The sequence below is a fragment of the Bifidobacterium saguinibicoloris genome (genome assembly GCF_019331725.1).
In the GTDB taxonomy this organism is placed as follows: domain Bacteria; phylum Actinomycetota; class Actinomycetes; order Actinomycetales; family Bifidobacteriaceae; genus Bifidobacterium; species Bifidobacterium saguinibicoloris.
On record NZ_JAHBBF010000026.1, the window covers coordinates 1 to 13,456 of the forward strand.

Annotated in this window: 8 protein-coding genes; all 8 read right to left on the bottom strand. The window is 67.3% G+C overall.

The features are described from left to right. Positions 1–60: 60 nt before the first annotated feature. The 8 genes from KIH78_RS10370 to KIH78_RS10410 all read right to left on the bottom strand — a co-directional run bounded on the left by KIH78_RS10370 (position 61) and on the right by KIH78_RS10410 (position 13,361). Positions 61–2,688: a bifunctional lysylphosphatidylglycerol flippase/synthetase MprF gene (locus KIH78_RS10370; RefSeq protein ID WP_219132292.1), complete on the bottom strand. Its 2,628-nt coding sequence runs from the start codon at positions 2,686–2,688 to the stop codon at positions 61–63. A 32-nt stretch (positions 2,689–2,720) separates the two neighbouring features. Next, positions 2,721–4,187, bottom strand: coding sequence for an alpha/beta hydrolase (locus tag KIH78_RS10375; RefSeq protein ID WP_219132289.1), 1,467 nt, complete (start codon positions 4,185–4,187; stop codon positions 2,721–2,723). Positions 4,188–4,541: 354 nt separating this feature from the next. Continuing rightward, positions 4,542–5,714: a toxic anion resistance protein gene (locus KIH78_RS10380; RefSeq protein WP_236034594.1), complete on the bottom strand. Its 1,173-nt coding sequence runs from the start codon at positions 5,712–5,714 to the stop codon at positions 4,542–4,544. A gap of 157 nt (positions 5,715–5,871) precedes the next feature. After that, positions 5,872–6,981, bottom strand: a complete 1,110-nt coding sequence (locus KIH78_RS10700; protein ID WP_214315704.1) for a substrate-binding domain-containing protein — start codon at positions 6,979–6,981, stop codon at positions 5,872–5,874. Then, positions 6,978–7,640 carry a 5-bromo-4-chloroindolyl phosphate hydrolysis family protein gene (locus KIH78_RS10395; protein WP_214315702.1) on the bottom strand — a complete coding sequence of 221 codons (663 nt, stop codon included), beginning with the start codon at positions 7,638–7,640 and terminating at the stop codon, positions 6,978–6,980. Before KIH78_RS10395 ends, KIH78_RS10700 begins: the two co-directional genes overlap by 4 nt. After that, on the bottom strand, positions 7,640–9,337 hold the full coding sequence (locus KIH78_RS10400; protein WP_219132290.1) for a VWA domain-containing protein: 1,698 nt from the start codon (positions 9,335–9,337) through the stop codon (positions 7,640–7,642). Before KIH78_RS10400 ends, KIH78_RS10395 begins: the two co-directional genes overlap by 1 nt. A gap of 125 nt (positions 9,338–9,462) precedes the next feature. Continuing rightward, entirely contained in the window at positions 9,463–10,554 is a 1,092-nt protein-coding gene (locus KIH78_RS10405) for an alpha/beta fold hydrolase (protein WP_236034595.1), read from the bottom strand. A 143-nt stretch (positions 10,555–10,697) separates the two neighbouring features. Next, a complete protein-coding gene (locus tag KIH78_RS10410) occupies positions 10,698–13,361 on the bottom strand; it encodes a prolyl oligopeptidase family serine peptidase (protein WP_219132291.1) in 2,664 nt (887 codons plus the stop codon). Between the last annotated feature and the right edge of the window lie 95 nt (positions 13,362–13,456).

Genomic DNA, 13,456 nt, shown 5'->3' on the forward strand with positions numbered 1-13,456 from the left:
GCTGGGGCGGCCTCGGCCGCGTTGTTTTCGTTCTCGTTCGTATCGGTCATGTCCCCAAGCCTACTTGTGCAACGCACCGAGCATGCCGGCTATCTCGCCGGGCGTGACGGACGGCACATAGGCATGTGTGACGGCCAGCCCGATCTGCGCGAGTTTCGCCGCGTCCGGATAACACACGTACACCGGTTCCTCGCTCGGCTGGAACTTGCGTTTGAAGTTGAACAGCGAATGGAAGCCGTACGCCGGCTCCATCCAGTCGGCCACGAGCTGAAGCGCATGCTGCAGCACCTCCACGCCCTCGTCCATACGCCCGTCGGCGCCTGGCAGCGTGTTGTCGCGCTCCGGGTTCATCCCCGCCAGCGGCGCGGCGGACAGGCTCATGAACTCGACCGCCTGCTCCGGCGCGGCCTCCCCCTCGTCGCGCAACCGTTCCGCCATGCGCGCAATCAGGAACTCCATCACGCCGTTCGGACTGTCCGGACGATGACGCATGAAGTCGAGCGTCCATCCGACAATCCGCCCGTCACGCCACGTGGGCAGCCAGCTGGTCACGCCGAGCACGCGGCCGTCCGCATCCACCGCGTACAACAGGCGCACACGCGGGTCGCGCAGCTCCTCGACGCCGCCCAGCGTGAACTTCATCTCCGGCAGCGCCTTGCCCTGCGCCCACTCCTCGGAGATGTCCTCTATCTGCTCGCGCACGTCGAGCGGCGCGTCGAGGAACGTGGAGCACACGTCCACGACGCCCTGCCGTTTCGCCTTGTTGATGGCGGTGCGGATATCCTGCCATTTCTTGCCGGTGGTCTTCCACTGCCGCGGGTCGACGACCATCTCGCCACCCACTTCGATCGACTGCCAACCCATCGCGAGCAGCCGGTCGCGTTGCTCCCGATGCACCGCATAGAACGCGGGCGTCAACGACCGCGACGCGCAATACCGCGAAAACGCGACCAGATCGTCATCCCACTCGGACGGGTCACCGAACGGACCGGTGCAGGTGAGCGCCACGCCGCCCCACACGCGATACGCGACGGCGGACCGCTTGGAATCGGACATCCAATACTCGTTGCCCTCCCACGTGGTCATGAAACTCATCGATTCGCCGCCGGCTTCGACAAGCCGTTCCGCACGGGCGCGCGCACGCTCGTCGACCGCCGTCACGTCGCCCATCCAACGCACGACGACCACCAGCACGACGATCCAGAACACGAGTCCCACACCCTGGTACACCATCGACGCAAACGGCGTGACCGGCACGAACGCAAGCCGCACGTGACTGAGGAAACCGATCGGCAGGAACCGTCCCGGCAACTCGGCGAGCAGCGCCGCGGCCGTGGCGCGCGGCGCGAACTCGCCGGGCATCGCCAGACCGTACAACAGGTACACGGCCACGCACGCAAGCAGCGCAAGCACGCACGTCGCGACGCCTCCGGCCAACCGCCGCCACCCGACACGCACCGGGAACCGACGCAGGCCCACGAGCAGCGCCACGGCGAACGCGAACGGCGGCAGCGCGTTCGCGACGCACGCGGCGAGCGCGCCATGGTCGACGAGCGAATAGACGCCGTTCGGCGCGAACTGCAGCGGGACGACGAGATAGTAGGCGACGGCGACGCCCGCCGTGACGAGATTGACGGCGACGGAGGCGATCGCGGCGAACCGGCGGCCGCGGTACAGGCCCCACGCGAGCACGAGCGTGACGGCGGTGGGCAGCAGCGAGCGCAGCACCGCGCCGGGCATCGACGTACGCAGCAGGTCGAACTGGAGGAAGCAGTCGGCGCGCGTGGCACCGGCGACGCAGCGGGCGAGCGTGCCGTCATCGGCGGCGGCCGGACTCATGATGAGCCCCAACGTGCTCAACGGTCCGGCATGCGTGTGCGCGGTGATGGCGATCACCGGGCCGAGTGCAAGCACGACGGCGATTGCGGCGTACAGGCGACGGATCTCGTATGAGGTGCCACGCAGCCAATGCCAACGGGTTTCGGCGGCGACGGCATCGGCCGCGGCGGGCGTCGCGTCGAGAACGCCGACACGGCGTTCGTGCTGACGCATCGCCACGCCCGCGACATGTCCGACGACCGCCGCGGCGAGAATGCAGTAGCCGCCGGGATTGCCGCTGTACAGCAACGTGACCAGGATCGCCGCATAGCCGACGAGCCGGATGCGCTGCCGCCACAGATGCGTGCAGTACGCGCTGGCGGCCATCAGCGCGCCCACCGGCAGGGTGAGCGGGCTCAACACGAACAGGATGCGTTCGACGATGCGCGTGTCATGCAGCAGCATGCCGGTCCCGGCGCACAGCGTCAGCCCGACGATCACACCGCCGAGCGCGCAGCCGACCGCGACCGCGACGGTACGGCCGCGCCCCAGCCAACGTTCGGCGATGGACAGCATGACGAGCCACAGCAACGCATCGATGACGAGCTGGACGACGCCGCGCGCGAGGAACAGCGAGCACAGAAGCTTGCCGAGACTGAACTCGGCCATGCTGGTATGCAGACGCAGTGGGAAATCGAATCCGACGACCGCCGCCGCGATCCACGCGACGAGATTCACCGCTACGAACGCCAGAGTCGCACCGACCGCGAACCGATGGGCGTCCACCCACCGCCGTGCGTCCCCGGCGAGCGCATACCACGCCCGGCCGGGCTGTTGGGGCTGGGGGCGCTGCGCCGCCTTTCCGTCCATTCCCGCGTCTTCACTCATTCCTGCGTCTCCGCTCATTCCTGAACCTCCACTTGCGGATAGTCCCCGACGTTCTTCGTCATCGCGCCAAGCCCGGTACGCGCGCCGAACCAGTCGACGCCGGGACGCCACACAGCCTGCACGGCATGCCAGTCATGCCCGGTGCCGGGGACGACGATCTCCGTCACCTCGCTCACGCCGGCCTTACGCGCAGCCGCGGCGATCGTACGCATGTTGCGTACGGAATCGGTGTCGCGCTCCCCCGCGCCGGCGAACAAAGCGAGCCCGCCCGCATCGTCGGGATCGAGCGCGGCGAGCGCGTTGACCGGCACCTGCGCGTCGTAGTCGGCACGACGGCCACGGAAGTAGTTCCTCGTCATCTCGGCCACGGAACCGTTGGTCGGCTTCAGTTCGCCGTCGACGGGCAGCATCGCGCCGTACAGGTCCGGATGGCGCGGCGCAAGCTGCGTCGTGCAGGTGCCGCCCTGCGAGAATCCGCCGATCGCCCACATGCGCGGGGCGGTCGCGACGGGCAGCGTACGTTTCGCCCACGCGACGACGTCGCGCGTCAGATACGTTTCGGCATCGCCTTGGCTGGTGTCGGCGCACAGGCTGTTGTGCGTGTCAGCGCCGTTCTGGTCCGGCACGACGACGACCGGCGCGAGACCGTCATGCGTGGCGGCGTACGCGTTCATCATGCCCGCGATGTCCCCCGCCGCAATCAGACGCCCCGGACTGCCCGGCTGTCCGGCGAGCAGTTCCATGACCGGCAGACGCGGCGGCGTCTTCGCGAGCGCGGCCGGCGGCAGATACACCATCGCCTTGCGCGCCTGGAAATGGGATTTCGTGTTCGGGATGGTCACGGTCAGTATGCGGCCGTGCGCGGGATGGTCCGGCGCGTCGTGGCGCGAGGCGGCGGCACGCCACTGCGCGACCGTCATCGATGCATGGTGGACCGTCACCGACTCAAGCGACGCGTAGGGCGTGTACCCGACGAGGCTGCCAACGGTCTGGTATTCGCCGAAGGTCGCGTCGATGCTGAGACCGGTGGCGAGCAGCGTGAGGGGGATGAGGACGACGGCGATCGCACGGGTGACGCGGCGGGCGACGGCGCGGGGCGCGCGGCGGCGGTTCGCGACGACGATCACGGCCGTGAGCGCGCCGAGGCCTGCGAACCCGCAGGCTGCGGCGATGATGACCGGCCAGCCGAGCGAAACACCGAACACCATGATGCCGTCGGAAAGGAACCAAGCGAGGAGAAGACCGACGAGGCCGGCGGCGAGTGCGGCGGCGGGGACGGCGAGCACGGAGCGCACGGGGCGGAATGCGGCGGCGCGGGATGCGGGGGTGCAGGGTGCGGGGGAATCGGCGGAATCAACGAACTTGCCGGGCGCCGAGCGAAAGAGCGCGATGACGAGTGATATGACGAGTGCGACTGCGGCGCATGCGGTGACCGCGAACACGGTCCATGGCAATACGCCGTGCACCAACGACACCTGCATCAGCCATGCCGATGACGCCGTGTCCGATGTTGCGCCCGACGTTGAGACCGGCGTTGCGCCCAATGGTGCGCCCAACGTCGTGCCCAATGCTGAGACCGAAGCAGAACCCATCCCGATCATCCCCATGACATACTTCGCAATGCGCACGCAAGCCTAACGCGCGATTCACAAAAGTCGGAGGAATCCCATGGATCTCATGGCGAGTTCTCATGATGTCTTCAGCATTATCGGAAGCCTCGGCGGGGACAACCCGGTGCCCCATGATCCGCCCGCTTCGCGAGGCCCGGCCCATGGCTCCGCGAAGCCAACCCAGCCAACCCAGCCGAACCGGCCGAACCGGCCCAACCTCACACGTCACATGGCCTGGGCGTTCTCGATGAGCGCGGCCTTGAGGTCGGATTCGAGCTGACGCATCTTCACCTGCGCGGCGGCGCGGTTGGCCTTGCCTTCGCGCTGGATCTGCACGGTCTCCTTCAGCGTGGCGATGAGCTCGGAGTTGATCTTCTCCAGCGTCTCGATGTCCACCACGGACCGCTGGTTGGCCTTCTCCGCGTCGACGGCGCCCTTGTGGAGGGCGGCCGCGTTCTTCTGCAGGAGCTTGTTGGTCACGTCGTCGGCCTTGTGCTGGAGGTCGAGGGCCTTGCGCTGGTTGGACAGGCCCAGCGCGATCACCATCTGCGACTTCCACACGGGGATGGTGGTGGAGATGGTGGTGTCGATCTTGTCGACGATGGTCTGGTCGGCGTTCTGGATGATCTTGATCTGCGGCGCGGTCTGCAGGGTCACCACGGAGATGCGGTCGAGGTCGTCGAGGCGCTTTTCGAAGCGGTCGAGCTTGGACTTGAAGTCCTTGAGGATCTGCGCCTGCATGGCGTCGCCGCTTTTGGCCGCTTCGGCCTCGAGTCCGGGCAGCTGGTTGGCGCGGAAGTCGGCGAGCGCCTTCTTGCCGGCGAGCACGGTCATCTTGAGTTCGCGATACTGCTGCGCGTTCTGCTCGTACATGGTGTTGTACATGGAGATGTCGGCGACGAGCCTGGCCTGCGCGGCTTCGAGCTTGGTGATGATCTCGTCGATCTGCGAGTCGACCTTCTGGTAGCGGCGGCGCAGCTTGTCGATGCTGACGGCCACTTGGCCGAGGATCGGGATCTTGCGGAATCCGCCGAGTTCGGCCTCGTCGATGGTGACGAGCATGGTGTTGAGCAGTTCGCCGGCCTCGCCGGTGTCCTTGGAACGGGTTTCGGAGAGGATTTCGTCGGCGAAGGTGCTGGTGGCGCGTTGCGCGTCCTTGCCGTAGGTGGATTCGATGCCGTCGCGCGTGAAGTCGATCTGTCCGGCCATTTGGACGATGGCCTGCTGGTCGGCGGGCGGGAGTTTGGCGATCTGCTGGTCGGCGTTGAGCGCGGTGTCGGCTTGGGCCTGTGCGGCGGTGGGGACGAGCGCGTTGTCGCCGGCGCCGTCGAGTCCGGTGAGTGCCGGGTTGGTGACGGTGTTGCCTTTGGTGAGGTCGGCGAGTGAGAGTTGTGCCATGGCTGTGTTCCTTTCGTTGCGATGGCGTTGCGATGACGTGATGCGTCTGGTTGCGATGCGTCTGTTGCGGTGCGTCTGTTGCGGTGCGTCTGGTGGTGTCCGTGTCTGTCGGCCGATTATGGGCCGACGGTCGGGGCTTCCCGCCCCGGGGGCAGCGTCACTGCGGCTGCGGCGTCACTCCTTTGAGGATTTCGATGAGCTGCTGCATGGCGTTGTTCCGCGGCAGTTCGGAGACGGCGGTGATCTGGTCGAGCGTGCCGTTCACCTTGAACCGTTTGATGGAGTCGGTGCCCATGAAGTTGGCGGAGCGGAAGCCGTGGCGTTCCCAGGCGAGTTTCTGCACCTTGTTGGATTTGAGCAGGGTGAGGAGCTTCTCGCCTTTCTTGTCGAGCGCCATGAGCGTGTGGGTGCTCCAGACGGTGGGCGTGGGGTAGACGATGACGACGTCGTCCTTGATCTGCTTGTAGGCGTCGGGCTGGTTGACGGCGAGGTCGAGGATCTGGGATTCGTAGCCGACCATCATGGGCTTGGAACCGACGCCCAACGTGAGGAACTGGTTGAACGAGTCTTCGGAGCTGGTCTCCATCCATCCGGATTTGGCGAAGATGCTGGCGATCTTGTCGCCGTCACGGTCAAGCGAGTCGGTGGTGGCGGGCTGGCCGCCGTTCAGCACGGTGGCGATGAGGGCCGCGTATTCGTTGCCGGAGTTGGATTGGACGGGGTCGGTGGAGTCGATGCGGAACTGCCCGTAGCCGGCGGTGTAGCCGAGGTCGGCCCACGTTTTGTCGGCGAGCATGGCGTCGACGGCCTTGGCCATGTCGATGCTGTAGACGCCGTCCGCGCTTTTGCTCATGATGCCGCCGGAGACGAGGCCTTCGGCCACGGCCTTGTGCGTGTAGAGCACGATGGGCGAGTTGAAGACGATGTCGCTCTGGGTGGCTTTGACTCCTTGCGCCGAGCCGTATTCGACGGCCGCGCGCGAGGAGGGGAACAGGTAGTCCATGCCTTTGGAGTCCGAGGTCATCATGTTGAGGCTGCCGGCCTTGCGGTAGTTGACTTCGAGGCCTTGTTCGGCGGCGGCGTCCTTGAACTTCTGGTCGTCGAACAGCCCGATCTTCTCGCCGCCGAGGTATCCGTTGACCTGGGTGAGTTGGACGGGTGCGGCGGGTTTGGGTTGCGCCTGCCGCCAGACGAGGGTGCCGCCGATGATGGCGACGACGGCGAGCAACGCCACCAGTCCGATGATCTTCGATTTCGACAGTGTCATTGCTTCCTCTCTTGTTCGGACGTGGATTGTGCAGGTTGCGCCGGCTGCGACGCGACGTCGTAGCCGTCCATGCGCGCCAGCCGTTGGATGGCGTCGGAGTCGGCGGCGATGCCGAGCGTCTTGGCGCTGACGGCGCGGCTGAGTTCGCCTGCGGCGGTGCGTTCGAGCACCTGCAGCGCCTCGATGGTCTCGACGCGCGCCTTGGCGGCCTGGTCGCGCGCGCCGGACGATTCGACGTCCACGTAGGCGTGCAGCAGTTGTTCGGTCTGTTCGCCGTAGACGGTGGTGTAGTGGCGCAGCGTGGCGTAGGCGGAGGTGTCTTTGGTCACGTAGGCGACGAGCGAGCGTGTGGCGGCGATGAAGTCGTTCGCTTCGGCTTTGACCTGCGGGTCGCGCACCTGTGCGGCGAGGCGTGCGATGGAGGCGAGCCGCGCGTTGGTCTGGTCGATGGTTTCGGCCGCCTTCTGCCCGTTGGGCAGGGCGGAGGCGAGCATGTGCCCGATGCGCCGTTCCGGTTCGGTGAGGGTGGAGCCGGCCACGTAGCCGAGGGCGGCGAGCAGCAGGGCGACGACGAGCCCGAGGATACCGCCGCCCGCGATGCCGAATCCGAGGGCGGCGAGGATGAGGCCGGCGATGACGCCGCAGACGATCTGAAGCATCAGTTGAATCCCTTGACGGTGCGGAACACGGCCGCGAGGTCGCCGGAGCGGCCGTCGAAGACCTTCGCGTTGGAGAGTTTCGCGATCTGGTTGAGCTGGCTGGGGTCGGCGTCGCCGAACATGATCGGGAAGATCGGCACGTCGAGCTTCTCATCCTTGTATTCGCGGAAGCTGGCCTCGCGCTCGTCCACTTCGGAGCGGCCGTCGGTCATGAGCACGATGGCGACGGTGTATTCGCGCGCCTTGCTGCCGGTGGGCAGCTGCTTGAACGCGGCTTCGAGCCCCTGGTAGATGTCGGTGCCGCCGCTTGCGGCCGTGGCCTGCGCGGTGTGGAGCAGGTTGCCGGTGCTGGTGCCGTCGGCGCGGATGGGGTCGTGCGGTTCGCTTTCGAACGGGATGAGGATGTTGACGTCGCCGTCGCCGGGCTGGATACGCGCCTTGCGGGCCTGGTCCACATCGAGCGCGGCGTTGAGTCCCTGGACCACGCCGTCCTTGCCGTCGCCGGACATGGATCCGGAGTAGTCGACCACCCAGACGGTCCAGCTGGGCTTGCGCAGCGAGGTCTGGTAGATGTCGAGCGCCTTGGTGATGGTCTTGGCGGCCGGCATGGTGATGGTCTTGAGCATGCTCGGATCGGTGTCGATGCCCCATTCGGAGCGGAACGATTCCTTGACCTTGGCGTCGGAGGCGTAGGCGAGCGCGCCGCCGAGCCCGGTGCGGCGGCCGGCGCGTTCGAATTCGAGCTTGGATTCCTTCGATTGGAGGGCGCTGGCGAAGCTGCTGTACGCCTGCTTCACGTCCTGCTTCTGGCCGCGGTCCACGTAGCCGAGCGGGGAGTCGGAGACGGCGATGCCGTCGGACGGGTAGACGGCGACGAGCGGGTCGTGGCCCTGCTTGGTGAGGGTCTTGTCCGCCTGGATGACGAGCGATTCGTAGTTGACCATGGAGTCGAACCGGTCGGGGTTCTTGACGACCATGTCCTTGAGCCAGTCGGAGGAACCGGAGGAGCGGTCCACGCCCTCGAGGAGCGTGGTGACGTTGGTCTTGAGCGTGTCGTCGGTGAGGTCCGTGTCGGTGAGGGGGCCGTCGCCGCCGCGCAGCGCGGTCATGAACGCCAGGTAGGCGGAGGCGCCGGAGTTCGACTGCGTGGCGGAGGTCATGGAGAATTTGAGGTCGCCGGAGGAGACCTTGGCGAGGATGTCGGCGGTGGAGACGGGCTTGGTCTTGCCGTTCGAGTCCGCCCATCCGAGCTGTTCGGCCTTGGATTTGGCGATGCCGAACACGATGGGCGTGGTGGAGGTGCTCTTCGCCTCCTTGACGAGATGCTTGGTGTCGCCCATGGAGATCCACATGGAGGAGGCGGGCCAGACGGCGTCGTAGCCGTCGGCGCCGGATTCCAGCACGTTCATGATGTCCAGCGAGCCCATGTACTTCATGGTGACGGTCACGCCGGATTCGTCCACGGCGTGCTGGATGGCGGTGGCCACCTCTTTGTTCTCGGATCCGGAGGCGATGGTGATGTCGCCGGAGGATTTGCCGTTCGCGGGGGTGAACCGTTGCGTGTTGGCGTTGGAGGCGCCGTCCGCCTGGTCGTTCTGGTTGTTGCCCGTCGAGCACCCGGCCAGCGTCATCGCGGCGGCGCAGATGAGTGCCGCGACTGCGGCGATGCGACGGTGAATCCTGGATTGCGTTCCCATGTCTCCATTGTCGAACGCCGGTCTTACGCCGCCGGGACCGCCAAGCGACATGCAGGTGAACTCTGGGTGAAAAACTACACCCGACTACATAGTCGCGGCTTCCACCGCACCTTCCGCCGCGCCGTCTACTCCACTTCGGCGAGCACCGGGTCGCCGAAGAACGCGAGGATGCGTTCCAGATACGGCCCGTACACCACGTTCGGCATGGAGAACACCTCGTGCTCGGAATCGGCGAGATGCACGATGGCGGCATGCCCGCCGCCGTCCTTCACACGGTTCACGAACTCGGTCTGCGGCTGGTTGCGCACCCAGATGTCATGCCCGCACTGGAACAGCAGGATGGGCGTCTCGATCTCGGCGCAGGCGGCCGGGCTGAGCACGGCGCGGTTCATATGCATCGCCTGCCGCACCCATTCGAACGACGCGCAGTACGTCTGGTATTCGGGATGCTCGCAGCGCAGCCGGTGGTACCACCGTTCGCGCGGCTCGCTGGACAGCTGGTAGGGGCCCAGGTCGAGCACGCCGTCGAAGTCCTTCTGGCCGAACACGCGGTGGCGTCCCAGACCGCACGCGCACAGCGTGCCGACGAGCGCGCGCGTCAGCCACATCGGCATGCCGGTCTGCGGGGCGATCATCGGCGCGGACAGCACGGCCCTGTCGAACAGCGTGGGATAGCGTTCCAGCACGGCCGCGCCGATGCCGCCGCCCATCGAATGGCAGAACAGGTTGAGCGGCTGCCCGTTGGCGTAATTCTGGCCCACGGTCTGGGCGAACGCGGCGAGGTCGGCCACGTAGCGGCGCCAGTCGTCTATCCACACGAGACTCGGATTGTCCACGTCGCGCGCGGACTTGCCGTGACCGCGATGGTCCATCACGCACACGGAATAGCCGGCGAGGAGGAAGTACCAGACGAGTTCGTCGTACTTCTCGGCGAACTCGGTGAAGCCATGGCTGATGACGATGGCGCCGCGGAACGTGGCCGTGGCGCCCTCCTCGCGTTCGCCGTCGAACTTGTTCGCGTCGTAGCACAGGTAGTGCAGCTGGCCGGAGCGGCCGCCAGTATCCATCGTGCCGGACAGGGGCGCGAGACCGGCGGCGCGCTCCGCCTCCGAGGGATCGAACCAGCCCTCCTCGCGGCAGGCCTCGAGCGCGGGGATCACCGTGCGTTCCATCGTCTCGGCGTAACGGCTCTCGTCGATCATGTTCAGCTGCGTCATGGGCTCATCTTAGGACACGGGGTGAGCCGCACGCATCCGGCACTTCACGCCCGCGTGCGCGGCTCCGACGGACGGGCCGCGCACGCGGCGCGCCGGCCGGCCAGTCAACCCGACCGACCGGCCGGCTCAATCAACCGGCCCGGTCAGTCGGCGAGCGCCTCCTTCAGGAAGTCGCGCTGCAGGACGAGCAGGTTCTCCGCGACCGTCTCGTCGTTCGTCATGTGCGTGATCCCGGTGAGCGGCAGGAACGTGTGCGGACGCCCGGCGGCCATGAGCGCCTGGGACAGGCGCAGGCTGTGGGCGATGGTCACGTTGTCGTCGGCGAACCCGTGGATCAGCATGAGCGGCCGCGTGAGCTTCGGCGCGTCCGCCACGATGGAGTTGCGCTCGTACACCGCCGGGTCGAGGCCGAGATAGCGCTCGGTGTAGTGGGTGTCGTACAGCGTCCAGTCGGTGGGCGGGGCGCCGGCGCACGCGGCCTTGAACACGTCGGGCGCGTCGAGGACGGCGAGCGCGGACAGGAACCCGCCGTACGACCATCCGATCATGCACACCTTGTCGAGGTCCGGAGCGGGAATCGGCGCCGACGACGCGGCGGTACCGCCGCGGGAGGCGTTGAGCGCGACGACCGCGTCCGGCAGGGCGCGGACGGCCTCGACCTGGTCGGCGAGGGTCACGTCCTTCATGTCCTCGAAGATCTCACGATCCCACTTCGGTCCGCGGCCGGTGGTGCCGCGGCCGTCCGCGGTGACGACGAGGAAGCCCTGATCGGCCCACCATTGCGCGTCCCAGTAGAACGACTGCGCGGCGACGACCTGCTGGAAGCCGGGGCCTCCGTACGGTTTCATTAGGACGGGCAGCTTCTCGGCGCGCGCGTACGGGCTGTCGGCGGAAGGCGCGACGATCGCCGTGTACAGGCGATGCGCGCCGAGACGCGTGAACGTCACGTTCGGCGTGAACCCGGGTTCGGCGGCGTGGCTGGCGACGGGCGCGGCGAGGATGCTGAGCTCCATGTCGTCGTTCCCCACGGCCACCGCGGACTCGTCGCGCGACACCTCCTCGTCGACCGTGCCGGCCGCGGCGTCGATGTCCGCCGGCGTTTCGGCGGCATCGGACGGCAGCGCGTAGGAGTGCGTCATCGTCGCCTTCGCATGAAGCATGTCGCGACCGGAGATGACGACGCCCTCGCCGGCGCGACTGGCCGTCCAGACGCCGGGACGCACGGTGAGCGGGGTGACCGAACCGTCGAAGCCGAAGCTCACCACGTCGAAACTGCGCGCGTCGTGCGCGCCGACGACGGACTCGTCCGCGTCGGCGGTTTCGGACAGACGCCACTCGACGGGTTCGTCGGGGGCGTTCTCGGGCGTGCGCTGGACGACGGCGAGCACGTCGTCGTCGGTCACATCGAGCACGTGACGCACCTGCCAGCCGGCGGGCGTGAACGCCTGACCGTCCACGGTGAGACGGTTCGTATCCGCATCCATGTCGTTCGACGCGCACACCAGACGGCCGTCGGGCGTGAACGCGGGCGTACCCGACACGAGGTCGATCCACTGCTCGTTCTCGTGCCGCTCCAGCACGCGCGGATAGCCGTACCAGCGCTTGCCGGACCTCACCGAAAGCACCTCGTCGCGGGTCTGACGGCGGTTCTGCACGAGCACGAGCGGATCATGGCCCTTCGTCCAGTTCACGGCGGCAACGTACTCATACGACTCGCGGTCCCACTCGACGTCCTTGGTGGCGGTGATGCCGGCGTAGCGGCCGTCCACGTCGAACGCGAGCGAAAGCAGGGTGAGATACACGTCGGCGTTGCGGGTGAGCGCACGCGGGTAGCGGCGCGGCGCGGCCGGACGCTCCGGGTCGGCCGGATCGCTGATGTGCCAGACCGGCTCGTCGGCGGTATCGAAGGACTCGAACAGCACCTGACGGGAATCGGGCGACCACCAGAAGCCGTCGTAGCGGTCCATCTCCTCGCCGGCGACGAACTCGGCCAGGCCGACACGCCACGTGTTCTCGGCGGGGTTGCCGTCCTCGTCCTCGACGGAGACGCCGTAGATGGCGGTGATGCGGTCGTCGAACGGGGCGTCGGGGCCGGCGGGGATGTCTGTGTCGGCGGTGGTGGCGTCGGCGGTGGCGATGTCGTCGGTGGCGATGTCGCCGGCGGTGTCAGGGGCGTCGCCCGGCCAATCGCCGATGTCGACGAGCATGAGATGCTCGCCGGTGGTGTACAGCACATGCTCGCCATCCGGGCTGATGCGCGGATTCAGTACCGGCGTATACAGGGCGGGGTCCTCGTCGAGCCATGCGCCGGCGAGCTCGCGCGTGCGGACGGTCGGCTCGCCTTCGGGCAGGCAGGGGGCGTTGATGTTCCTGAACGCCTCGTCGTCCAGGTCGTCTGAATCGGTCCCGTCCAGGTCGTCGGAGTCCCACAGGACCTCGGTGAGGAACAGACGGCCGTTGATGGTGAAGACCACACGATCCGCGTCCGCGCACACCGAATACGACACGATGCCCGTGCCGCCCTCGCGTGCACGCTCGCGGCGGGCGCGCTCTTCGGCGGGTACGTCCTCGCCGTCCGCGTGCGCGCCGAGCAGGTCGCGCGGATCGGCCAGCTTGGTTTCATGATGGTCGCCGTACGCGTCGAACCAGCTGAGCCATAGGGCGGTCACCAGGTCCTCGGGACCGTCGGAGCGCAGGAACAGGGCTTGGGAGCCATCGGCCATGACGTGCGCGGAGCGCGGAGAACCGCACGTGAACCGCAGGGTGCGGGCCTTGGCCCGGGGGAAATCATCGAGTGCATTATTCATATGTCTCACGGTACTCCGATTCGCCTCACGAACCGGCCTCCCTCGCGAACCGACCTCCCCCCCCAACCGACCTCACCCCCGAACCAACCCCCCCC